Raw genomic sequence first — 24,021 nt, 5'->3', positions numbered from 1 at the left:
GCAACATCTACTGCAATCATTTCTTTACAGCCTTCAGTTATCCGGCAGCAAGGGGAACACCTGGTTATGAACCCACCCATCTTTTTAGTTGGCCCTCGCGGCTGTGGGAAAACCACCGTTGGTCTGGAGCTGGCGCGTTTGTGCCAGAGTCAGTTTGTCGATACTGACCACTGGCTTCAGGAGAATGCGGGTAAGACTATCGCCGATATCGTTGAAGATGAGGGTTGGGAGAGCTTTCGTGCGCGTGAAACGGCCACGCTGGAAGCGGTGACCGCGCCGTCAACCGTGATTGCGACCGGTGGGGGCATTATCCTGGCGTCGTATAACCGCCAGTTTATGCGCGAAAAGGGTGTCGTGATCTACCTCTGTGCCCCGGTCTCTACGCTGGTGGGGCGGCTGGAGGCGTTTCCGGAAGAGGGGCAGCGCCCGGCGCTGACCGCGAAACCGCTGAGTGAAGAGGTCAGCGAGGTCCTCGCCGAACGCGATGCACTGTACCGCGAGGCGGCACACCACGTTGTGGATGCGTCGGCGTCACCCGAAAAAGTTGCGATTCAGATTATTACCGCCCTGCGTTTGGCTTGCGTCAGCTAACAGCCGTCTATACTCATAGCTCAGACATAAAAAAAGGATGAGCTATGCCAACCAGACCTCCCTATCCACGTGAAGCCCGCATCGTTACCGTTGAAAAAGGTAATGGCGATCAAACCGTAACCTGGTACCAGCTGCGTGCCGATCACCCTAAACCTGATTCGCTGATCAGCGAACATGAAACCGAACAGGAAGCGCTGGATGCGAAACGGCGCTATGAGGATCCTGAGAAGTCCTGACAGGAATCCGAATTCGTTACAACCGTGCCTGAATCACACTTTTAACTTATCGCTGATGTTAAGCAGCAGTTAATATTTAGTTATTACAGGTGGATTCGGAAAGGCCAGTCGATCTTTACACTACGGTGTTGAGATCCCCTGCTACGCTTGGTGCTGTTTTGTTGAATAAATGAACAGCGCAGCGTAGTGAGCCTGCACCTGTGTGGCAGTTGTGGTAGTAACGGAAGGCGATCAAAATGAAGGCGACGTTGGCGATCCTCACGATTGGTGTGGTGCCTGTAAGCGAAGTATTACCGCTCTTAACCGAGCATGTCTCTGAACAACAAATTACGCATCTCAGTCTGTTAGGGAAGCTCAGTCGGGAAGAGGTCATGGAAGACTACGCGGTCGGAGAGGGGGAAGATCCCCTGGCAACGTTACTCAGTGACGGTAAACTGGCGCATGTGTCGCGCCAGAAAATCGAGCGCGCGCTACAGGGCGTGATCGAAGTGCTCGACAATCAGGACTATGACGTCATTTTGCTGATGAGCACGGCACCCGTTAAAGGACTCAGCGCGCGTAATGCCATTCTGCTCGAACCGATGCGGATTATCCCCCCGCTGGTGGCCTCTATTGTTGATGGTCATCAGGTTGGGGTCATCGTTCCCGTTGAGGAACTGCTGGATAACCAGACGGTGAAGTGGGCTGCGCTGGAGCACACCCCGCTGTACGCGCTGGCTAACCCGTTCTGGGACAGCGAAGCGAAGCTGATTGCGGCTGGGCAGGAATTGATCGACAGAGGGGCGGATGTCCTGATGCTCGACTGCCTGGGCTTCCATCAGCGGCATCGTGATTTATTGCAAAAGGCGCTGGATGTTCCGGTGCTGCTCTCTAACGTCCTGATGGCGCGTCTGGCGTCAGAATTACTGGTGTAATGATTTTGCGTGACAGGTCATGAGCATGGCCCCTATAGTGGATTTTTCTCTATAAATATAAGGGCCAGTTTATGCTTCAAAGTAACGAATACTTTTCCGGTAAAGTGAAATCCATTGGTTTTACCAGCAGCAGCACTGGCCGCGCCAGTGTCGGCGTAATGGCGGAAGGGGAATACACCTTTGGCACCGCAGAAGCGGAAGAGATGACGGTGGTCAGCGGCGCGCTGAACGTCCTGCTGCCGGGTGAAACGGAGTGGAAAGTATATAGTGCCGGGCAGGTCTTCAACGTGCCGGGCCACAGCGAGTTCCATTTACAGGTTGCAGAGCCAACCTCTTATCTGTGCCGCTATCTGAAATAAAAGCATGCCGGGTGGCGCATTCGCTTACCCGGCCTACGTTTTGCCTGTCAGCGCTGCGCTTCGCCGCCGAGACCTTCCACCAGGTTCTGAATTAGCGCCGCCAGCTCGCCGGTCATCAGGATAAAGTCTGCGTCAAAGCGCTGAGCATAATCTTCGCGGTCGATATCTTCGTTCTGATCGCGCAGTTCATCGCAGAATTTCAGGCGCTTCACGGATCCATCATCACACATCACAAACTGAATGCGCTGCTGCCAGTCGAGAGCCAGTTTGGTCACCACTTTGCCCGCTTCAATGTGCACGGCGATTTCGTCGCTCACCAGTTCCTGTTTCTTCGCGCGGATCACGCCGCCATCTTCCAGCAACGCTTTCAGCTCTGCTTCATCAAGGATCTGGAAGCCCTGCGCGGCAGTCCCGCTGCGCACCCACTCGGTCAGGGTCAGCTCAATCGGCGTTTCCAGCGCCAGCGGTACCACCGGTAATGAGCCAAGGCTCTTACGCAGCAGCGCCAGCGTATCTTCGGCTTTTTTGGCGCTGGCGCAGTCCACCATAATCAGCTCGTTAACGGTGTCGATCCACATCATGGTCTGGCTAAAGCGGCTAAAGGCGCGCGGCAGCAGCGAGTGCAGCACTTCATCCTTCAGCGAATCTTTTTCGGTTTTTTTAAGCTTACGGCCCTGTTCAGCTTCCAGCTTGAAGATCTTCGCTTCGAGTGCCTGCTTAACCACGGGCGTCGGCAGGATCTTCTCTTCTTTGCGGGCGCAAACGATGATTTGCCCCGTGCTGCTGGCGTGGGTCAGCGCATCGCTTTGAGAACCCATTGGCGGAACCCAGCCGGTTTTTGCCATATCCTGGCTACCGCAAGGGGTAAAGGAGTAAGCGGCTAACTGTTTTTCCATCTCTTCTGCACGCAGCGAAACGTCGCGGCTGAGACGGTAAACCATCAAATTTTTGAACCACAGCATGATAATTTCCACGGCCTTGTCGTTAAATCAGCGGGCATGATAACGAATTGTCGCATCGCTTGCATTGCTAATCGGGAAGCAGGCTTCTACTCTGTTGATAATCAAAATAATGAGGAGTGTCTTGTGCGTATTGGGATTGATTTGGGCGGCACCAAAACAGAAGTCATTGCGTTGAGCGAGCAGGGGGAGCAACTGTTTCGCCACCGTCTGCCTACGCCGCGCGATGATTATCACCAGACCATAGAGACGATTGCCCGCCTGGTCGATATGGCAGAGCAGGCAACGGGCGAGACGGGCACAGTCGGGATGGGGATCCCTGGCTCCATTTCGCCGTATACCGGCGTGGTGAAAAACGCCAACTCCACCTGGCTCAACGGTCAGCCGTTTGATAAGGACTTAAGCCAACGCCTGAACCGGGAAGTGCGTCTGGCGAATGACGCAAACTGCCTGGCGGTGTCTGAGGCCGTGGATGGCGCAGCGGCTGGCGCGCAGACCGTATTTGCCGTAATTATCGGCACCGGCTGCGGGGCGGGCGTGGCCTTCGGAGGGCGCTCGCATATTGGCGGCAACGGCACCGCGGGCGAGTGGGGGCACAACCCGCTGCCGTGGATGGATGAAGATGAACTCAAATACCGCGCCGAAGTGCCGTGCTACTGTGGCAAGCAGGGCTGTATAGAGACCTTTATCTCCGGTACGGGGTTTGCCACCGATTATCATCGTCTGAGCGGCCAGCCGCTGAAAGGTAACGAGATTATGCGTCTGGTTGAGGAGCAGGATCCGGTGGCTGAACTGGCGCTCAGCCGCTACGAAATGCGGCTGGCTAAGTCACTGGCGCATGTGATCAATATCCTCGATCCGGACGTGATTGTGCTGGGCGGCGGCATGAGCAACGTCGACCGACTTTACGCCACGGTGCCAACGCTGGTGAAACAGTGGGTATTTGGCGGCGAGTGCGAAACACCGATCCGCAAAGCCGTCCACGGTGACTCCAGCGGCGTGCGAGGTGCGGCGTGGCTGTGGCCGGAATAAACGCAAAACGGTAACTTGCGTTGCCGTTTTTGATGTTTGTACCCTCTCCCACAGGGAGAGGGCCAGGGTGAGGGCATCAGACCGCACCGTCCCCCATTCAATTCACCGCAAACTCCCTGTCCAGCCTGCTATACCCCAGCCCGTTGATCTTCTTCACCTTGATCTGCACCGGAATACGCTCTTTCATCGCCTCAACGTGGCTGATCACGCCGATGGTTTTCCCGGTGGCGTTCAGTGCGTCGAGCGCATCCAGCGCGGTGTCCAGCGTTTCACTGTCGAGCGTGCCGAACCCTTCATCCAGGAACAGCGAATCAATGCGCGTTTTGTGACTGACCAGATCGGAAAGCGCTAAAGCCAGCGCCAGACTGACCAGGAAACTCTCCCCGCCGGAAAGGGTACGGGTATCGCGTATCGCATCGGCCTGCCAGGTATCGACCACTTCCAGCTCCAGCGCGTCGCTGGCTTTACGCTGAAGCAGATAGCGGCCATGCAGACGGTTGAGCTGCTGGTTGGCAAGCCACACCAGATTATCCAGCGTTAGCCCCTGGGCGAATTTACGGAATTTATCGCCGGTGCTGGAGCCTATCAGCGCATTGAGATAGCCCCAGTCGTCGGCCTGACGCGCCGCCTCCTCAATCTGCTGCATAAGCGCCTGCTGGTGCAGACGGTTATCGGCGTCCTGTTTGAGCTGCTGGCGGATCTCCCCCTGATGCGTGGTGTTGTCCCGAAGCTGTTGCGCCAGCTGATGTAACTGCGCCTGAAGCGTTGCGGCATCGGTTTCCAGCCCCTCGGGGCGCTGTGCCTGATGCGCCTGAAGCTGCTGGCTTGCCTGCACCGAAAGCGCCGTGGTCTGCTGGAGCTGGTTTTCCAGCGTCTGCTTTTGCTGTTCAAGCTGGCGGATCGACGCTTCATCCAGCAGGGCGGAGAGAAATGCCTCCCGATCGGCAAAGCAGCTCGCGGTCAGCGCGGCGTTGAACTGAGCCTGTGATTGCTGGAGCCGTTCACGCTCAAGCGTCTCCTGCTGCTGGAGGGTGGTGAGCTGGCTTTGCAGCGACACGCATTCGTCGTGGATGCCGCGCCACTTCTCAGGTATAACCGCGTCGGCTTCTGTATCATCGGTAACCGGCAGCGTCTCCAGGATTGGCATCAGGGCGTTAATACGTTCCTGAATCGTACCGTGCTGGGCCTGTTTTTCCTGCCACAGGGTATATTCGCTTTCGCGCGCGCTCAGCCAGGCGCTTTCGGCCCCTTCATCGGGCACGCTAAGCGACAGCGACTCTAGCGAGGCCGCCAGCGCCTGACGCGTCGCCGTCAGCTGCTGCTGGTACTGGCGCGCCTGACCTTCCTGTTCAATGAGCTGGTTTTGCAGCGTCAGACGCTGGCTGAGCTGATACAGCTGGCGTTCATACTGCTCCTGTGCGCTCATCCAGAGTGCTATATCATCCTGAATATTCAGCGCTATGTTCAGGGAGGTGCAGACCTCCAGCCACTCTTTAGTGAGTGCTTGCTCTTCCTCAGAGAGAGCCTGTGCTTCCTCAGTCTCGCGCTGGATCTGTTGGGTCAGCGCATTCACCTGCCCGAGCACCAGCAATCCTTCCTCTTTTAGCGCAGCAACCTCTTTCTCCAGCGCGTCGCGGCGGCGCTGATTGTCAGTCAGTTCAAGCGCCTGATACTGCACAACTGCCGGGTGTTCGCGTGAACCGCAGAGCGGGCAAGGCTTACCCGCTTCCAGCTGAGCACGATAATTCTCAAGATCCTTGATTGTCGCCTCACGCTCACAGAGCGCTTTCAGGTCGGCATAGTGCTGATTTTTTTCTTTGAACTGCTGACGCCGCAGGATCAGCGTTTCATTGAGCTTACCCTGCTCAGCCTGCGCTTTCTGCACGCTTTCCGCATTCTGGCGCAGTCGTTTTTGCAGCGGCTGATAGCGAGCGTGAAGCGCAGTCAGACGCTGGCGGAGCGCCCGCGATTGTGCCTGTTGCTCCATTGCCGTCGCGAGATCCTCAGCCGTCAGCGTCAGCGTACTCTCCGGCAGCTCAGCCAGCTTCTGACGAAGCTCAGCCATGCGCGCTGCCTGGGCAACAAGCTGATTTTTATCGCGATTCAGCTGCGTAAAATGCGCCCGCCAGCCGGCAATTTCCTGTCCCCACTGACGGAAACGATCGTGTTCGGTTAGCCACTGCGTCAGCGCCGTGTGCTCTGTCTGCAACTGTTCACGGTTGCGCTGCGCACCGTTGCGGATACGCGCGCGCTGTGCCGCTCTGTCGAGTAAGCGAGTATTTACTTCGACAATTCGCTCTGCGGTTTGCGACAGGCGGGCGGTCTGCTCCTGCTGGTGCTGCCATAGCGGACGTAGCTGGGCGGCGGGCTGCGCCAGCTGGAGCTTAGCCAGTTGCGGCGCGGCGTCCGTCAGAGCCTGTTGCGCCTGCTGCTGCGAAGCGGCTGCGCGCTGCTGCTCACGTATCAGTTCGTCGTTACGCGTAAGCCACTGAAAATCTTTCTGTTGGCTCTGCTGCTGTGCCAGCAGGATTTTCTCTTCGTCAGTAAGTGCCTGCAAACTTTGCTGCAAGTGCTGCTGCTGTTCCTCGCTCAACAGCACAACCCCTGCGGCCTGCGCTTCGCACATCTCCAGCGCGTTACGTGCCGCTTTGTGTTTTTCAAAAACCATGGCGGAAATCTGGCCGTAAATTTCCGTGCCGGTCAGTTCCTCCAGCAGCTCAGCGCGATCGCTCGGTTTAGCGTTCAGGAAGGCGGCAAACTGCCCCTGCGAGAGCAACATCGAGCGGGTAAAGCGACCATAGTCCAGCCCGGTGAGTGCGGCGGTTTGTTCCAGCTTATCCGTGACTTTGTCGGCCAGAATTTTGCCGTCTTCGCAGCGGGCCAGCTCTACGCGCGGTGCCTGTAAGTTCCCGTCCGGCTGGTTGCGGGCGCGGTTCTGGCTCCAGAAAGCGCGATAAGCAACGCCTTTGACCTCAAATTCCACTTCCGCCAGGCATTCGGCGGTATCGCGCGTCATCAGGTCGTTTTGCGCCTGAGAGACCTTATTAAGACGCGGCGTTTCGTGGTACAGCGCCAGGCAGATGGCATCCAGCAGCGTGGTTTTACCCGCGCCGGTTGCGCCGGTGATGGCAAACAGCCCGTTGCTGGCGAACGGCTCCGCGGTGAAATCAATTTTCCACTCACCCTTTAGCGAATTCAGATTTTTCAGACGCAGGCTCAGAATTTTCATGCGTTTTCGTCCTCGTCATGGAGGGAGTGCAGGGTCTGGGCAAACAGCTCGTTAAGCCTGGTGCGTCTGGCCTCGTCCACCTCTTCATGCGCAAGCCGCCGCGCGAACACCTCTTCAACCCGAAGTTCGCTAAGCGTTTCACGCTGGGCGTTGAGCAGTATTTTCTCGCGCTGCTCGCGGCTGCGGCGTACCAGCAGTACTTCCACGGGAAGGTCTTCCGTCAGCGTCTGAATTTTACGCTGCATATCGTACAGGTAGTCGTCGGTGGTGATTTCGATATCGAGCCAGACGGGGGGATTAAGCGCTGCGCCGCGCCACTGCTCAAGCTGAGCGGTAATGGCGGCCAGATCGCCTTTCAGCACCGCCAGCGGCTGGGTGACCGGCACCTCAAGCGTCTCAACGGCGCTGAGTTTGCCCCCGGTGAAGCTCACCAGATGGACGGATTTGGCTTTGCCCGTTTCGTCAAAACTGAGCGAAATGGGCGAGCCGCAGTAGCGGATATGCTCGCAGCCGCCGATGATCTGCGCCCGGTGAATATGCCCGAGGGCAATGTAGTCGGCGGGGGGGAAGTTTTGCGCCGGAAACGCGTCCAGCGTACCGATATAGATCTCGCGCACCGCATCACTCTTACTGGCTCCGACGGTGGTGAGGTGTCCGGTGGCAATGATCGGAATGGCCTGATCGCCGCGCAGGGCGCAGGCTTCCGTATGCTGCTGGTGATAATAGCGGGTGATGGCCTGCAACAGATGCTGCTGTTTTTCGCTGCCGGACAGACCCGCCTGGCTTTGCACGATATCTCGCGGGCGTAAAAACGGGATTGGGCACAGCACCGCGCCCGGCGTGCCGTCGCGTTTTTTCAGGATCTGCGGCGCGTGCCCGGCGCTGGCCACCACGGTGGTATTGAGGAACGCCAGAATATCGCGGGATTCATTCAGCGTCGCCACCGAGTCATGATTTCCGGCGACAATCACCAGGTGACAACCGGTTTGCTGGAGGTTGACCACAAAACGGTTGTATAGCTCACGCGCATAGCTCGGCGGCGATCCGGTATCAAAAATGTCGCCCGCCACAATAATCGCGTCCACCTCGTGAGCCTGAGCCGTCTCCAGCAGCCAGTTCAGGAACGCTTCATGTTCCGCGGCGCGGCTTTTGCTGTAAAAATTTTGACCCAGGTGCCAGTCTGAGGTGTGAAGTATGCGCATAAAAGATCCGTGGCAATAATAAGAAAGCAGGATTATAAACGTTCGGGGAACGGAAAATAACCGCTGTAATAAAACAACAGTTTGCTATTTATCGTGGTAATGTTTTTCATAAATCTGTCATAAATCTGACGCATAATGACGCCGCATTACAGACTTGTAACTTAAATACGATAAGACAGGGCAAAGTATGGCGAGACGTATTCTGGTCGTAGAAGATGAAGCTCCGATCCGTGAAATGGTGTGCTTCGTGCTTGAACAAAATGGCTTCCAGCCGGTTGAAGCGGAAGATTATGACAGCGCGGTGAACCAGCTGAATGAACCCTGGCCCGATCTGATCCTGCTGGACTGGATGCTGCCTGGCGGTTCCGGATTACAGTTTATCAAGCATATCAAACGCGAGGCGATGACCCGTGATATCCCGGTGGTGATGCTGACGGCGCGCGGCGAGGAAGAGGATCGCGTGCGCGGTCTGGAAACCGGCGCGGACGATTACATCACCAAACCGTTCTCCCCGAAAGAGCTGGTGGCGCGTATCAAAGCCGTGATGCGCCGTATTTCACCGATGGCGGTGGAAGAGGTGATTGAGATGCAGGGGCTGAGCCTGGATCCTACCTCGCACCGGGTCATGACCGGTGAAAATCCCCTCGATATGGGCCCCACCGAATTTAAACTCCTGCACTTCTTTATGACACACCCGGAGCGCGTTTACAGCCGCGAACAGTTGCTGAATAACGTCTGGGGAACTAACGTCTATGTCGAAGACCGAACGGTTGACGTCCATATTCGCCGCCTGCGTAAAGCACTGGAACTGAGCGGCCACGATCGCATGGTACAGACGGTCCGCGGCACGGGTTATCGCTTCTCGACCCGTTTCTGAACAATGACAGGAGTGTGACGCGTGCTGGAACGTCTGTCATGGAAAAGGCTCGTCTTTGAACTGATCTTATGCTGTATTCCGGCCCTCATTCTGGGGGCTATCTTTGGCTATCTGCCGTGGTTTTTACTGGTGGCCGTGACGGGATTGCTCGTCTGGCATTTCTGGAATTTACTGCGTCTTTCCTGGTGGCTGTGGGTCGACAGAAGTATGACACCCCCGCCGGGAAGCGGGAGCTGGGAACCGCTACTCTACGGCCTGCACCAGATGCAGATGCGTAACAAAAAGCGCCGTCGTGAGCTGGGAAGCCTGATCAAACGCTTTCGTAGCGGTGCGGAGTCGCTGCCGGACGCGGTGATCCTGACGACGGAAGAAGGGACAATCTTCTGGTGCAATGGCCTCGCGCAACAGCTGCTGGGCCTGCGCTGGCCGGATGATAACGGTCAGAACATCCTGAACCTTCTGCGTTATCCCGAGTTCACGCTGTATCTGAAAAAGCGGGATTTTTCGCGCCCGCACAATCTGAAGCTCAATAACGGTCGCCATCTGGAGATCCGCGTGATGCCCTACAGCGATCGGCAGTGGCTGATGGTGGCGAGGGACGTTACCCAGATGCACCAGCTTGAGGGCGCGAGACGTAACTTCTTTGCCAACGTCAGCCACGAGCTGCGTACGCCGTTGACGGTGCTTCAGGGCTATCTGGAGATGATGCAGGAGCAAACGCTTGAGGGGGCGCCGCGTGAGAAAGCGCTGCATACCATGCGGGAACAGACGTTCCGCATGGAAGGGCTGGTCAAACAGCTGCTGACGCTTTCAAAAATTGAGGCTGCCCCGTCGCTGGCGCTAAACGACATCATTGATGTGCCGATGATGTTGCGGGTGGTGGAGCGCGAAGCCCAAACGCTGAGTCATAATCAGCACACCCTGAGTTTTGATGTTGATAACACGCTGAAAGTGCTCGGCAGTGAAGATGAGCTGCGAAGCGCTATCTCAAACCTGGTCTATAACGCCGTGAATCATACCCCGACAGGGACGCATATCGCGGTACGCTGGCAGCATACTCCGGCAGGGGCTGAGTTTAGCGTCGAGGACAACGGGCCGGGGATTGGGCCTGAACACCTCCCGCGTCTCACCGAACGGTTCTACCGGGTGGATAAGGCGCGCTCGCGGCAGACCGGCGGAAGCGGACTGGGGCTGGCAATTGTGAAGCATGCCGTCAGCCACCACGAAAGCCGGCTCAATATCGAAAGCACCCTCGGTAAGGGCACGCGCTTTAGCTTCGTGATTCCGGAACGATTAATTGCCAAAAAAAGCGCCTGACAGCGTGTGTGTCAGGCTACCTTTCCACGGGCCAGCGATTGCTGGCCCGTTTGCTTTGCAGTCAAGCGAAACGCGGATGAATATTATACGGCTGGTGCTTTTTTGTTCGCATGATTAGCCATGAGTTTTTCTTATACGTGGCATATTATGTTGGTCTGGATTTTCATGCTGGCATATTGTTCTGGTTTTACGATCCCTTCTTGCCTTTAAACGTTATAAGCGTTTAAATTGCCCCCCATATACTGTCAGACCGACTGTATTTGCGTGGTAAATCGAAAAACTATTCTTCGCCACGCCAGGACGGGAGCATATCCCGCTGAAATTGAGCAAATTTTCCGCTGTATCGTCCCATCAGGGATGGCGAAAATCTCAACGTATTCAACACCACATCCACAGGCAGTAAGGTTTTATGACCCATCACTTGAAATCGCGTGACATTATCGCGCTGGGCTTTATGACATTTGCGCTGTTCGTTGGCGCAGGTAATATCATTTTTCCTCCAATGGTTGGCTTACAGGCGGGTGAACACGTCTGGACGGCTGCGTTTGGCTTCCTGCTTACTGCCGTGGGCCTGCCGGTACTGACCGTTATCGCGCTGGCGAAAGTCGGTGGCGGTGTGGACAGCCTCAGCACCCCGATTGGCAAAGTGGCTGGCGTTCTGCTGGCAACCGTCTGCTATCTGGCCGTTGGCCCGCTGTTCGCGACCCCGCGCACGGCGACCGTCTCCTTTGAAGTGGGTATCGCCCCGCTGACCGGTGACGGCGCGATGCCACTGTTTATTTACAGCCTCATTTACTTCGCCATCGTGATTCTGGTTTCTCTCTATCCGGGCAAACTGCTGGATACCGTAGGTAACTTCCTGGCACCACTGAAAATTGTGGCGCTGATTGTGCTGGCGGTTGCGGCCATTGTCTGGCCTGCGGGGCCCATCAGCTCCGCGATGGACGCCTACCAGAACGCGGCGTTCTCAAACGGTTTCGTGAACGGCTATCTGACGATGGATACGCTTGGCGCGATGGTGTTTGGTATCGTTATCGTTAACGCCGCGCGTTCCCGTGGGGTGACCGAAGCGCGCCTGCTGACTCGTTACACTATCTGGGCTGGCCTGATGGCCGGTGTCGGCCTGACGCTGCTGTATCTGGCGCTGTTCCGTCTGGGTTCAGATAGCGCAACGCTGGTCGATCAGAGCGCAAACGGCGCGGCGATCCTGCATGCTTACGTGCAGCACACCTTTGGTGGTGCAGGCAGCATGCTGCTGGCAGCGCTGATTTTCCTGGCCTGTCTGGTGACGGCGGTGGGTCTGACCTGCGCCTGCGCGGAGTTCTTCGCTCAGTATCTGCCGCTCTCTTACCGCACGCTGGTGTTTATCCTCGGCATCTTCTCCATGGCGGTTTCAAACCTCGGTCTGAGCCACCTGATCCAGGTGTCAATTCCGGTGCTGACGGCTATCTATCCGCCATGTATCGTGCTGGTGGTGCTGAGCTTCACCCGCCCGTGGTGGCATAACTCGACGCGAATTATTGCGCCGGCCATGTTTATCAGCCTGATTTTTGGTATCCTTGACGGGATCAAAGCATCAGCATTTGCAGAAATCCTGCCAGCCTGGACACAGCGTCTGCCGCTGTCCGAGCAGGGCCTGGCCTGGCTGATGCCTTCCGTTGTAGCGCTGGTTCTTGCGATTATCTGGGACCGTGCGGCCGGGCGTCAGGTGACATCCAACGCCCATTAATCAACGGCAACAAATTGTTTAACCACGGGGCTTAAGGCCCCGTGGTTTTTTGTTTTTTTCGTGTTGAATGGCAAGATTTTAATGGAAAGCACTAACAAACTTAAACGTGGATTGAGCACCCGCCACATCCGCTTTATGGCGCTGGGCTCGGCTATCGGCACCGGTCTTTTTTATGGCTCGGCAGATGCCATCAAAATGGCCGGTCCAAGCGTTCTGCTGGCCTACATCATCGGCGGTGCCGCGGCCTATATCATCATGCGTGCGCTGGGGGAGATGTCGGTTCACAACCCGTCTGCCAGCTCGTTTTCACGCTATGCACAAGAGAACTTAGGCCCGCTGGCCGGGTTTATCACCGGCTGGACTTATTGCTTTGAAATCCTGATTGTCGCCATTGCCGATGTGACGGCGTTTGGCATCTATATGGGGGTCTGGTTCCCTGCCGTGCCGCACTGGATCTGGGTGCTGAGCGTGGTGCTGATTATCTGCGCCGTTAACCTGATGAGCGTGAAGGTGTTTGGCGAGCTGGAGTTCTGGTTCTCCTTCTTCAAGGTCGCGACCATTATCATCATGATCCTCGCCGGTTTCGGCATCATCATCTGGGGTATCGGCAACGGTGGGCAGCCAACCGGCATCCATAACCTGTGGAGCAACGGCGGCTTCTTTAGCAACGGCTGGCTCGGGATGGTCATGTCGCTCCAGATGGTCATGTTCGCCTATGGCGGAATCGAGATTATCGGCATCACCGCCGGGGAAGCGAAAGATCCGGAGAAGTCTATTCCGCGCGCCATCAACTCGGTGCCGATGCGTATCCTGGTGTTCTACGTGGGCACGCTGTTTGTGATTATGTCCATCTACCCGTGGAACCAGGTGGGCACCAACGGCAGCCCGTTTGTCCTGACTTTCCAGCATATGGGCATTGCGTTTGCCGCCAGCATTCTCAACTTTGTGGTGCTGACCGCCTCGCTGTCGGCCATCAACAGTGACGTGTTCGGCGTGGGCCGTATGCTGCACGGCATGGCGGAGCAGGGCAGTGCGCCGAAGGTGTTTGCCAAAACGTCGCGTCGCGGCACCCCGTGGGTAACGGTGCTGGTCATGACCGTGGCGCTGCTGTTCTCGGTCTACCTGAACTACATCATGCCGGAGAACGTCTTCCTGGTGATTGCGTCACTGGCGACCTTCGCCACCGTGTGGGTATGGATCATGATCCTGCTGTCGCAGATTGCGTTCCGTCGCCGCCTGTCGCCAGAAGAGGCCAAAGCGCTGAAGTTTAAAGTGCCGGGCGGCGTGCCAACGACCATTGTCGGTCTGATCTTCCTGGTCTTCATCATTGGCCTGATTGGTTATCACCCGGATACCCGTATTTCCCTGTACGTGGGCTTCGCGTGGATCGTCCTGCTGCTGGTGGGCTGGATGTTTAAATGTCGCCGCGATCGTCAGCTGGCGGAAGCACAGTAACATTCTTTTCCCCTCTCCCCGTGGGAGAGGGTTAGGGTGAGGGCATCAGGCTGCACTGATGCCTCCTCCCCCGTCCTCCTCCCCCAATAAATCCCATCATGGTGAGCTATCCTTAATCACCCTGTGGCAAGGTGACGTCAATTTCATCAAAGGGGATTCGTGATGTTAAACGCCTGGCACCTTCCGGTTGCCCCATTTGTTAAGCAAAACAAAGACAACCTTGTGATTACGCTCTGGCTGGCAGGGGACAATCAGCCTGAACGTGTGACCCTGCGCGCCGAAGTGGATAACGAAGAAACGTCGCTGAAAATGCACAAAGTGCGCAGCCAGCCGCAGCCGGGCGTCACGGCGTGGCGGGCAAATATCGATTTGCGCAGCGGGCAACCGCGTCGCCGCTACGGCTTCAAGCTGCTGTGGAACAACCGCCAGCTGTGGTTTACCCCGCAGGGTTTCAGCCGTTTCCCTCCGGCCAGGCTGGAGCAGTTTGCCGTGGATCACCCGGATAACGGCCCGCAGTGGGTTAACGATCAGGTCTTTTACCAGATTTTCCCGGACCGCTTTGCGCGCAGTGAAAAGCGCACCGTCGATCAGGACAAGGTTTATTACCATCATGCGGTCGGTCACGACATCATTCTGAAAAAATGGGACGAGCCGCTGACCGCCCAGGCGGGGGGATCGACCTTTTACGGCGGCGATCTCGACGGTATCAGCGAAAAACTGCCGTACCTGAAAAAGCTCGGCGTGACGGCGCTGTACCTGAACCCGGTGTTTAAAGCGCCAAGCGTGCACAAATACGATACGCAGGACTACCGCCACGTTGACGAGCAGTTTGGCGGTGACGAAGCGCTGCTGCGGCTGCGGCACAACACGCAAAAAGAGGGTATGCGCCTGATCCTTGATGGCGTGTTCAATCACAGCGGTGATTCTCATGCGTGGTTTGACCGTCACAATCAGTCGATGGGCGGCGCATGCCATAATCCGGACTCACCGCAGCGTGACTGGTACAGTTTTGACGAGAATGGCCGCGCCCTGGACTGGCTGGGCTACCCGAGCCTGCCGAAGCTCGATTTCCAGTCGCCATCGCTGGTGAATGAGATCTACGGCGGCGACGACAGCATCGTGCGCCACTGGCTGAAAGCGCCGTGGAACATGGACGGCTGGCGGCTGGACGTGGTGCATATGCTGGGTGAAGCAGGCGGGGCGCGGAATAACCTTCAGCATGTCGCCGCCATTACCCGGTCGGCAAAAGCGGCCCGGTCGGAAGCATTCGTCTTCGGGGAGCACTTTGGCGACGCGCGTCAGTGGTTGCAGGCTGATGCAGAAGACGCGGCGATGAACTATCGCGGCTTCACCTTCCCGCTGTGGGGTTTCCTCGCTAACACCGATATCTCTTACGATCCGCAGCATATTGACGCCGAAACCTGCATGGCGTGGATGGAAAACTATCGCGCTGGCCTGTCGCATCAGCAGCAGCTGCGGATGTTTAACCAGCTCGACAGCCACGATACCGCACGCTTTAAATCGTTGCTGGGTAAGGATGTGGCGCGTCTGCCGCTGGCGGTGACCTGGCTCTTTACCTGGCCGGGCGTACCCTGCATCTACTATGGCGATGAAGTCGGGCTGGACGGCAACAACGATCCGTTCTGCCGTAAAACCTTCCCGTGGGAGCCTGAAAAGCAGGATCAGGATCTGTTCAGCCTCTACCAGCGCATGGCGACGCTGCGCAAGCAGAGCCAGGCCCTGCGATACGGGGGCTGTCAGGTGATGTACGCCCACGATAACGTGGTGGTGTTTGTCCGCGTCTATAACCAGCAGCGCGTGCTGGTGGCGATCAACCGGGGCGAGGCGTGTGAAGTCGTGCTGGAAGATTCACCGCTGCTGGCTGGTAAAATGTGGAAGAGCAAAGAGGGTAAAGCGACGTTCCAGGGGAGCGTGCTCACGCTGCCAGCGATCTCCGCTGCGGTCTGGTTCGGCAGCTAAGCGCAGGCAGAATGGTTTTCACCTTTTAAGATGGCGCAAATGCAACGATTTGTGTCAATCTTAACGGATCGTTTACGGTGAAGGTGGAAACATGGACGAGCTTTACATCCTTGGCTGTTTGTTCCTGGTTTTTGCGCTGGTCGTGGCACCCGTGCTCGCGGTGATAGGCTTTAACCGAAGCACGGCGGCGCGGCAGGAGATCGCCCGGCTTCGCCAGCGCATTGAGGCGCTCGAGCAGCGTAGTGTGGCTGAGAAAGCACCGGAGCAGGTGCAGACCGCCGCGCCGGTGAAGACGCCAGCGCCGGTGTCAGAGGCCGTTAACGCACCTGTCGATCCCTGGCGTCCCGAACCGCCCGTCACTGAAGCAGAGCCTGTGCCTGTACCGGCGGCAAAACGTCCTTCCGCCTTTGGCGGCATCCTGTCCTCGCTGACGCGCTGGTTTATGCAGGGCAATCCGCTGGCAAAACTGGGGATTGTACTGCTCTTCCTCGGCCTCTCTTTCCTGCTGCGCTATACCGTTGAACATTCACTGTTTCCGCTTGAGCTGCGTCTTGCCGCCACGGCGCTGTTTGCCATGGTTCTGCTGGCCGTTGGATGGCGGCTGCGGCACAGGCAGCGGATCTACGCGCTGATCCTCCAGGGCGGAGCGACCGGCGTGCTTTATCTGACCGTCTTTGGCGCATTCCGGCTGTGGCAGATGCTGCCGATGACGCTGGCGTTTGCGCTGCTGGTGGTGATTTGCGCGGCGAGCGTCGGGCTGGCCGTGCTGCAAAAGGCGCTGAGCCTTGCCATGCTGGCGAGCCTCGGCGGATATCTTGCGCCGCTGCTCCTGTCTACCGGGGGCGGTAGCTTTGTGGCGCTATTCTCCTTCTATCTCCTGCTGTCCATCGGCATTCTCGTCATCAGCATCTGGCAGCACTGGCGCGAGCTCAACCTGCTCGGGCTGCTCTTCACGTTTGGCGTTGGCGGGGTGTGGGGACTGAGCGACTACCAGCCGGAAGACTATGTTATTTGTCAGCTGTTCCTGATTGCCAATACGCTTATTTTTGGCGTGTTTAGCGTGGCGCTGTCGCTGCGGGCGCAGGAAAAAGGCAAACAGATTATTGACGGCGTACTGCTGTTTGCTCCGCCGCTGATTGGTTTTGGGATGCAGTATGGCATGACGTCTCACTGGACGTACGGCCCGGCGCTAAGCGCGCTGGGCTATGGTGCGTTTTACCTCTCGCTGGCGTCTCTCGCGCTGCGGCGTTACCCCTCCATCGGACGACCGCTGGTTATGGCGGCGCTGGCGATCGGCGGCGGGTTTGCCACGCTTGCCATTCCGCTGGCGCTTTCAGCGCGCTGGACGGCGATGGCCTGGGCGCTGGAAGGGCTGGGTATTCTTTGGTTGGGCGTGCAACAGCAGCAGCGGCGCATGAGCTATAGCGGGACGGCGTTGCTGGTGCTGGCGCTCGGCAGCGCGATATGGGCGCAAATGGACGGGGTCACTACGCTGAGCCTCCTGCTTATTTTCGCAGTGCTCAGTCTTTGCTGGCTGGCTGCGGCCTGGCTGTGGCAGAAAATCGCGCTGCCGGGCAGCTGGGCATTGCTGGCCGGTGGGTTGCTGTTCTGGTTAGTGGCGTTGCTGGGCGCGTCGCAGTTGTTCCTGAAGCAGGAGTTATCGCTTCTGGCAGGCGTGCTGGCGCTGACGGCGGCGTCGGCCTGGGGATGGCGGCAGGCTGCCGCTCGTCTGGCATGGTGGGAGCTGGATGCCAGCAAATGGCTGCTGTGGCCGGTGATGCTGCTGATGGTGCTGTATCAGGTCTCGCACCAGCAGATTCTGGCGGCCGGCTGGGCAAATCTGGCCTGGGCTATCGCGCTGCCTGCCGCCCTGATGCTGCTGCGGCGCGACGAAGATAAACTTCTGCCGCGCATCTCAATGGGGCTGCATCTGTCGCTGTTGTGGATGATTTTACTCGCCATTGCCGCCGAGCTTTACTGGTTTGCCCGCTCCCTGCCATGGGGCATGGCGGCCTGGGGAAGCGGCATTGCGATGGCTGTCGGCGGTGGGGTGATTATGGCGCTCTCCGCGGCCGTACTGCGTCGCGGGTGGCCTTTCCGGGTATGGCCTGCGCTCTACGCCTGCATTGCCGCGATCCCTGTGGTTGTGGCGCTGGTGGTATTGCTGGTCGTGACCAATTTCCAGGACGGTGTGGTCTATCGACAGACCTGGCTGCCGCTGGTGAACCCGCTTGAGGAAGGGGCGGCGTTCGCGCTGCTGGGGCTGGTAGTATTTTATCGGGCAGTGGATCGCTACTATCCGGCATCGCTTGCGCAGTCCCGACCTTGGCCCGCCGTTGTGCTGATGGCGCTTGGCTTCTGGTGGCTCAACGGCGCGTTGCTGCGTGCGCTGGCGTGGTACGGCGAGGTGGCCTGGAACATGGAATCGCTGTGGCATTCGCGGCTTATTCAGACCACCTTTGCCCTGTTCTGGATGTTCTGCGCGCTGGTGGTGATGATCCGCGCCACCCGTCAGGCCTCCCGTCAGCAGTGGCTTGGCGGTGCGGCGCTGCTGGGGGTGGTGATGCTCAAACTGATGCTGGTGGACAGCGCGGGCGGTGGCGGCCTGGCGCGCGCCGTCGCGTTTATTGGCGTGGCGATCCTGGTCCTGATTGTGGGCTATTTCTCGCCGCTACCGCCTAAAGCAGGAGAAGAAAAATGAAATGGATGAATGCGGTTGTTTGTGCAGCACTGCTGGCCATGGCCGGTCCGGCATTCAGCGAGGGCGCGCCAGCGGAATCCCCGCGGGATTATGCCTACGGCCTGTCCCTTGATACCTCTGCCTCTTCGCCGTGGTATCGGGTCATGCTGCCGCTGGCGATTTATCAGCAGAGCACATCGCCCGATCTGCGCGACGTGCGCGTGTTTAATCAGTCGGGCGAGCCTGTACCGTTCAGCCTGGTTACTACGACGCGTCCGCAGCCGGCACCGACCACCACGGCGCTGCGCCTTTTTGCGCTTAACGCCTCGCCGGGCGGGGAAGAGGACAGCGGCGATAAAATTATGCTACGGGCCAGAAACGGCGTGGAAATTGTGCTGGAAGGGCAACACGCTGCGGCTGCCGGACAGCACTATCTGCTGACCCTGCCGGAAAACGCGACGGAGGTTCCGCTCTCTCAGCTCCAGCTTTTCTGGGACACGCCGCAGGGCTCGTGGCAGGGGACGGCATCGGTCTATTACAGCGAGGATCTGAAAAACTGGTATACCTTGCGCGAAGAGATGCCCCTGCTGGACGTGATGAGTGGACGGGAGCGCCTGAAGCTCGACCGCATCGATACCGATCTGGTGTTATCACCTGAGGCGAATCGCTATCTGCTGCTGGTGCTGAACACGGGACGTTCTGCCCTGACGTTAACCGGCGTCAACGCGATTAACGCGCCTGCGCCGCCGGAATCAGAGCACATTAGCCTGGCGGGAGAGGGGGAGCGGTTATCCGAAAGCGAAGCCGTGTGGCGCTGGAAACATCCGCAGCCTCTGAGTGCGATCGCCTTCATGCTGAATGGCGACGGCGTTCTCCCGGCAGAAATAGCCTGGCGGGGGGCGGACAAGGATCGATGGCATACGCTGAAAAAAGAGGTGATCTACCAGCTCGGCGGCAAAACGGCTGAACCTGTTCCGCTCCCTGGCGGGCTGGTCGAGGCGGTAAAAATCAAGACCCTCAATGCGCGTTTGCCTGAGAACCTGCCGGGCGTGATAGGGCAGCGCGTGCGCTACGATCTGGTGTTTAACGCGCAGGGGAAGGGGCCGTACCTGCTCGCGTGGGGGAACGGGGCTGCGAAACCGGCGAGCGTGGAGACGGATATGCTGATCCCGACCGAACTGCGTAAAACCTACGATCTGGCAGCCCTGCCGATGGCGGATACGCTGGAACCTGTCCCGCTGGGGGGCGAGGCGCGTTTAACCGCGACGTCTGCGGCTGAGCAGGAAAGCAGAATGAAAACGCTGATGGTCTGGGGCGTACTGATTGCGGGGGTGATGGTGCTTGCGGGTATGGCATGGCGCATCTGGCGCGAGGTAAAAAAAGACGGCGCAGCATAAGCCATAAAAAAACCCGCGTATTCGCGGGTTTTTCGTAAACCGTGTCGATTACAGGCTGGATACGTTCTCAGACAGGTATTTAGCTACGCCGTCTGGGGAAGCCGCCATACCTTCTTTACCTTTTTCCCACTGCGCCGGGCACACTTCACCGTGCTCTTCGTGGAACTGGAGCGCGTCAACCATGCGCAGCATTTCGTCGATGTTACGACCCAGCGGCAGATCGTTCACAACCTGGTGACGAACGATGCCGTTTGCATCGATCAGGAAAGAACCACGCAGTGCAACGCCAGCGTCCGGATGTTCGATACCGTAAGCCTGCTGGATTTCGCGTTTGATGTCCGCAACCATCGCGTATTTCACCGCACCGATGCCGCCGTTTTCGACAGGGGTGTTACGCCATGCGTTGTGTACAAATTCAGAGTCGAAGGAGACGCCAACCACTTCCACGCCACGCTTCTGGAATTCTGCGTAACGTTTGTCGAACGCGATCAGCTCAGACGGGCAAACGAAAGTGAAGTCCATTGGCCAGAAGAACAGAACGGTCGCTTTACCGTTGGTATGCTGTTTGAAGTTGAAGTTTTCAACGATTTCACCATTGCCCAGAACAGCGGCAGCTGTAAAATCCGGAGCCGGACGAGTTACCAGAACCATATGATTCTCCTGTAGATACTAAGGTTATTTGGAACGCAACGCGGGCCAGTATAGAGGCAGTACGGGAATAAGACAAAGAGGTGGTAACAATCGTTCCACCAGCTTTTACCTATCAATCATACCGGCATCACAGTTCTTTATTTTTCGCCTGCGTCATCATACGCGGGTAGAACTGCCAGAAGCGGGTTTCCAGCGCATCGTAATGTTCATCCAGGTCATGCCATGAGTCGCGCAGCGCGTCCAGACGCGGTCGACGGCTCGCCATGCCGTTCAGGACGTTCTGAATGAAATCCATCTCGCGGTATCGCTCCAGCCAGCGTTCAGACCAGAGATAGTTATTCAGATTTACAAAGCGCGGCGGGGAGTCCGGCAAAATGATCGACACCTGCGCGTGGGCGTAGCGCACAAACTCAGGCAGCGACATATCAGGCGACAGCTGCGACCAGTGGCGCGACAGGAAATGATCCCACATGACGTCGAGCGTGATCGGCGCCACCCGTCGCGTTTCGGGGCGGAACCAGGTTTTGGCTTCCCTCACTTCCGGCAGGTTATCGGTCAGCACGTCGATGCGGCGGTGCATAAAAATTCCGTCGACAACCTCAGGGGAATACGCTTCCGCCGGGTTGCCGCGTACAAAATCGGCCAGCAAATTGCCGGAGAGGGAGCTGTCCGCGAGGTGAGCGAGATGCAGGTGAGCGAGAAAATTCATGCGTTTTCGTTGTCCGGTGGCGGCTAGTTGTTGCAGCAAAAGGGTGTGAGCACTAGACTATGCCGCCTGTTTTTAAGTCACGAGTATACGTCATGCGCGTCGCCGATTTCTCCTTTGAACTACCTGAATCCCTGATTGCTCACTACCCCATGCCTGAGCGTAGCAGCTGTCGCTTGCTGTCACTGGACGGGCCAACGGGCGCGCTGACGCACGGTACTTTCACCGATCTGCTCGACAAGCTCAACCCTGGCGATCTGCTGGTCTTTAATAATACCCGCGTGATCCCGGCGCGTCTGTTTGGCCGTAAAGCCAGCGGCGGCAAGATTGAGGTGCTGGTCGAACGTATGCTCGATGATAAACGTATTCTGGCACATATTCGCGCCTCCAAAGCGCCTAAGCCGGGCGCGGAGCTGCTGCTGGGGGATGACGAGAGCATCAAAGCGACCATGACCGCGCGTCACGACGCGCTGTTCGAGGTGGAGTTCAACGACGAACGCACGGTGCTTGATATCCTCAACGCCATCGGCCACATGCCGCTGCCGCCGTACATTGAACGCCCGGACGAAGAGGCCGACCGCGAGCTATATCAGACCGTCTACAGCCAGAAGCCGGGTGCGGTGGCGGCGCCAACGGCGGGCCTGCACTTTGATGAACCGCTGCTGGAAAAGCTGCGCGCCAAGGGCGTTGAGATGGCCTTCGTGACGCTGCACGTCGGTGCGGGGACGTTCCAGCCGGTACGCGTGGACAGCATCGAAGATCACATCATGCACTCTGAGTACGCCGAAGTGCCGCAGGAGGTGGTGGATGCGGTGCTGGCGGCGAAAGCGCGCGGAAGCCGCGTCGTGGCCGTCGGTACAACGTCGGTACGTTCCCTTGAGAGCGCCGCGCAGGCCGCGAAAAGCGAGCTGATTGAACCGTTCTTTGGCGATACGCAGATTTTTATCTACCCGGGCTATCAGTACAAAGTCATTGATGCGCTGGTGACCAACTTCCATCTGCCTGAATCGACGCTGATTATGCTGGTTTCCGCGTTTGCGGGGTATCAGCATACGATGAACGCCTACAAGTCTGCGGTAGAACAAAAATATCGCTTTTTTAGCTACGGTGACGCGATGTTTATCACGTACAATCCGCAGGCTTTGAATGAGCGTGTCGGGGAATAAGTCCGCGGCACTGTGTTACAACGTTGGACTGTTTTTCTGACGTCGGAGAAAAAATGAAATTTGAACTCGATACCACCGATGGTCGCGCGCGTCGCGGTCGTCTGGTGTTTGATCGCGGCGTGGTAGAAACCCCCGCGTTTATGCCTGTGGGCACGTACGGCACCGTAAAAGGAATGACGCCGGAAGAAGTTGAAGCCACTGGCGCACAGATTATCCTCGGCAACACCTTCCACCTGTGGCTGCGTCCAGGCCAGGAGATCATGAAGCTCCACGGCGATCTGCACGACTTCATGCAGTGGAAAGGCCCCATCCTCACCGACTCCGGCGGTTTCCAGGTCTTCAGCCTGGGCGATATCCGTAAGATCACTGAGCAGGGCGTACACTTCCGTAACCCGATCAACGGCGATCCAATCTTCCTCGATCCAGAAAAATCCATGGAGATTCAGTACGATCTCGGCTCCGATATCGTAATGATCTTCGACGAATGTACGCCATACCCGGCGGACTGGGACTACGCCAAGCGTTCTATGGAGATGTCCCTGCGTTGGGCGAAGCGTAGCCGCGACCGTTTTGACTCCCTGCAAAACAAAAATGCGCTGTTCGGCATTATCCAGGGTAGCGTTTACGAAGATTTACGCGATATCTCGGTTAAAGGTCTGGTAGAGATAGGCTTTGATGGCTACGCTGTCGGCGGTTTGGCTGTGGGTGAGCCGAAGGAAGATATGCACCGCATTCTGGAGCATGTCTGCCCGCAAATCCCGGCGGATAAACCACGATACCTGATGGGTGTGGGTAAACCAGAAGATCTGGTGGAAGGCGTACGTCGCGGCATTGATATGTTCGACTGCGTTATGCCAACCCGAAACGCGCGTAACGGTCATCTGTTCGTTACCGATGGCGTGGTGAAAATCCGAAACGCGAAGCATAAGAGTGACACCAGCCCGCTCGATTCCGAGTGCGATTGCTATACCTGTCGCAATTATTCTCGCGCGTACCTGCATCATCTCGATCGTTGCAACGAGATTTTGGGGGCGCGTCTCAATACCATTCATAATCTTCGTTATTATCAGCGCTTAATGGCTGGTTTACGTAAGGCTATCGAAGAGGGTAAATTAGAGAGCTTCGTGACCGATTTCTACCAACGTCAGGGGCGGGATGTTCCACCGTTGAACGTTGATTAATTTTAATAATGAGGGAATTTGAATGAGCTTTTTTATTTCTGATGCGGTAGCAGCAACGGGTGCACCAGCGCAGGGCAGCCCGATGTCTCTGATTCTGATGCTGGTTGTGTTCGGTCTGATCTTCTACTTCATGATCCTGCGTCCACAGCAGAAGCGTACTAAAGAGCACAAAAACCTGATGAACTCCATCGCGAAGGGCGATGAAGTCCTGACCAATGGTGGCCTGGTGGGTCGCGTAACCAAAGTAGCGGAAAACGGCTACATTGCTATCGCCCTCAACGACACCACTGAAGTGGTTATCAAACGTGACTTCGTAGCTGCCGTTCTGCCGAAAGGCACCATGAAGGCGCTGTAATCCCA

General features: G+C 57.4%; 20 protein-coding genes. 15 read left to right on the top strand and 5 right to left on the bottom strand.

Going from position 1 to position 24,021, the window contains the following annotated elements; all coding sequences use genetic code 11:
• Positions 1-66: 66 nt before the first annotated feature.
• From aroL to ppnP, 4 genes are all read left to right on the top strand, one after another.
• Positions 67-591, top strand: coding sequence for a shikimate kinase AroL (gene aroL, locus ACOTX4_RS06290; protein ID WP_421635363.1), 525 nt, complete (start codon positions 67-69; stop codon positions 589-591).
• A 44-nt stretch (positions 592-635) separates the two neighbouring features.
• Entirely contained in the window at positions 636-827 is a 192-nt protein-coding gene (gene yaiA / locus ACOTX4_RS06285; protein WP_003859135.1) for a protein YaiA, read from the top strand.
• Positions 828-1,063: 236 nt separating this feature from the next.
• A complete protein-coding gene (locus tag ACOTX4_RS06280; protein ID WP_003859133.1) occupies positions 1,064-1,741 on the top strand; it encodes an AroM family protein in 678 nt (225 codons plus the stop codon).
• 71 nt (positions 1,742-1,812) lie between these two features.
• Positions 1,813-2,100: a pyrimidine/purine nucleoside phosphorylase gene (gene ppnP / locus ACOTX4_RS06275; protein WP_003859131.1), complete on the top strand. Its 288-nt coding sequence runs from the start codon at positions 1,813-1,815 to the stop codon at positions 2,098-2,100.
• Positions 2,101-2,147: 47 nt separating this feature from the next.
• Here the strand turns inward: ppnP and rdgC are convergent, their stop codons facing one another.
• Complete coding sequence (rdgC, locus tag ACOTX4_RS06270; RefSeq protein ID WP_421635362.1) at positions 2,148-3,062, bottom strand: recombination-associated protein RdgC; 915 nt, start codon at positions 3,060-3,062, stop codon at positions 2,148-2,150.
• A gap of 123 nt (positions 3,063-3,185) precedes the next feature.
• Here rdgC and mak point away from each other — a divergent pair, with 123 nt between their 5' ends.
• Positions 3,186-4,091, top strand: coding sequence for a fructokinase (gene mak / locus ACOTX4_RS06265; protein ID WP_003859127.1), 906 nt, complete (start codon positions 3,186-3,188; stop codon positions 4,089-4,091).
• 97 nt (positions 4,092-4,188) lie between these two features.
• Here the strand turns inward: mak and sbcC are convergent, their stop codons facing one another.
• Positions 4,189-7,320: an exonuclease subunit SbcC gene (gene sbcC, locus ACOTX4_RS06260; RefSeq protein WP_045330276.1), complete on the bottom strand. Its 3,132-nt coding sequence runs from the start codon at positions 7,318-7,320 to the stop codon at positions 4,189-4,191.
• Positions 7,317-8,522: an exonuclease subunit SbcD gene (gene sbcD, locus ACOTX4_RS06255; protein WP_017694432.1), complete on the bottom strand. Its 1,206-nt coding sequence runs from the start codon at positions 8,520-8,522 to the stop codon at positions 7,317-7,319. The genes sbcC and sbcD overlap by 4 nt, the downstream gene beginning before the upstream one ends.
• Before the next feature lie 187 nt (positions 8,523-8,709).
• On the opposite strand from sbcD, the gene phoB reads away from it, so the two are divergent.
• The 7 genes from phoB to ACOTX4_RS06220 all read left to right on the top strand — a co-directional run bounded on the left by phoB (position 8,710) and on the right by ACOTX4_RS06220 (position 19,957).
• Positions 8,710-9,399 (top strand): phosphate response regulator transcription factor PhoB, encoded by a 690-nt coding sequence (gene phoB / locus ACOTX4_RS06250; protein ID WP_003859122.1) that lies wholly within the window; start codon positions 8,710-8,712, stop codon positions 9,397-9,399.
• 21 nt (positions 9,400-9,420) lie between these two features.
• Positions 9,421-10,716, top strand: a complete 1,296-nt coding sequence (gene phoR, locus ACOTX4_RS06245) for a phosphate regulon sensor histidine kinase PhoR (RefSeq protein WP_003859119.1) — start codon at positions 9,421-9,423, stop codon at positions 10,714-10,716.
• Between the two features lie 409 nt (positions 10,717-11,125).
• Positions 11,126-12,445: a branched-chain amino acid transporter carrier protein BrnQ gene (brnQ, locus tag ACOTX4_RS06240; protein ID WP_003859118.1), complete on the top strand. Its 1,320-nt coding sequence runs from the start codon at positions 11,126-11,128 to the stop codon at positions 12,443-12,445.
• Between the two features lie 81 nt (positions 12,446-12,526).
• A complete protein-coding gene (gene proY / locus ACOTX4_RS06235; protein ID WP_003859117.1) occupies positions 12,527-13,900 on the top strand; it encodes a proline-specific permease ProY in 1,374 nt (457 codons plus the stop codon).
• 162 nt (positions 13,901-14,062) lie between these two features.
• On the top strand, positions 14,063-15,880 hold the full coding sequence (gene malZ / locus ACOTX4_RS06230; RefSeq protein WP_023315506.1) for a maltodextrin glucosidase: 1,818 nt from the start codon (positions 14,063-14,065) through the stop codon (positions 15,878-15,880).
• Positions 15,881-15,971: 91 nt separating this feature from the next.
• Positions 15,972-18,581, top strand: a complete 2,610-nt coding sequence (locus ACOTX4_RS06225; RefSeq protein ID WP_045330269.1) for a DUF2339 domain-containing protein — start codon at positions 15,972-15,974, stop codon at positions 18,579-18,581.
• Complete coding sequence (locus ACOTX4_RS06220; RefSeq protein WP_045330266.1) at positions 18,578-19,957, top strand: DUF3999 domain-containing protein; 1,380 nt, start codon at positions 18,578-18,580, stop codon at positions 19,955-19,957. Before ACOTX4_RS06225 ends, ACOTX4_RS06220 begins: the two co-directional genes overlap by 4 nt.
• A 48-nt stretch (positions 19,958-20,005) precedes the next feature.
• Here the strand turns inward: ACOTX4_RS06220 and ACOTX4_RS06215 are convergent, their stop codons facing one another.
• Together ACOTX4_RS06215 and acpH are read right to left on the bottom strand one after the other, a co-directional pair.
• A complete protein-coding gene (locus ACOTX4_RS06215; RefSeq protein WP_045330264.1) occupies positions 20,006-20,608 on the bottom strand; it encodes a peroxiredoxin C in 603 nt (200 codons plus the stop codon).
• A 127-nt stretch (positions 20,609-20,735) separates the two neighbouring features.
• Positions 20,736-21,317 (bottom strand): ACP phosphodiesterase, encoded by a 582-nt coding sequence (gene acpH / locus ACOTX4_RS06210; RefSeq protein WP_022650455.1) that lies wholly within the window; start codon positions 21,315-21,317, stop codon positions 20,736-20,738.
• A 92-nt stretch (positions 21,318-21,409) separates the two neighbouring features.
• On the opposite strand from acpH, the gene queA reads away from it, so the two are divergent.
• The 3 genes from queA to yajC are packed head-to-tail and all read left to right on the top strand — an operon-like array spanning position 21,410 to position 24,016.
• Positions 21,410-22,480, top strand: a complete 1,071-nt coding sequence (gene queA / locus ACOTX4_RS06205) for a tRNA preQ1(34) S-adenosylmethionine ribosyltransferase-isomerase QueA (protein WP_003859111.1) — start codon at positions 21,410-21,412, stop codon at positions 22,478-22,480.
• 53 nt (positions 22,481-22,533) lie between these two features.
• A complete protein-coding gene (gene tgt, locus ACOTX4_RS06200) occupies positions 22,534-23,661 on the top strand; it encodes a tRNA guanosine(34) transglycosylase Tgt (RefSeq protein WP_003859110.1) in 1,128 nt (375 codons plus the stop codon).
• Between the two features lie 22 nt (positions 23,662-23,683).
• The gene (yajC, locus tag ACOTX4_RS06195) at positions 23,684-24,016 is read left to right on the top strand and encodes a preprotein translocase subunit YajC (RefSeq protein ID WP_003859109.1); all 333 of its coding nucleotides are present in this window, start codon (positions 23,684-23,686) and stop codon (positions 24,014-24,016) included.
• The last annotated feature ends 5 nt before the right edge of the window (positions 24,017-24,021 follow it).

The organism is Enterobacter cloacae complex sp. IR5459 (assembly GCF_049238005.1).
GTDB lineage: Bacteria > Pseudomonadota > Gammaproteobacteria > Enterobacterales > Enterobacteriaceae > Enterobacter > Enterobacter hormaechei_C.
The sequence above is the reverse complement of the archived record's forward strand: the minus strand, read 5'-3'. Positions and strand labels throughout refer to the sequence as shown.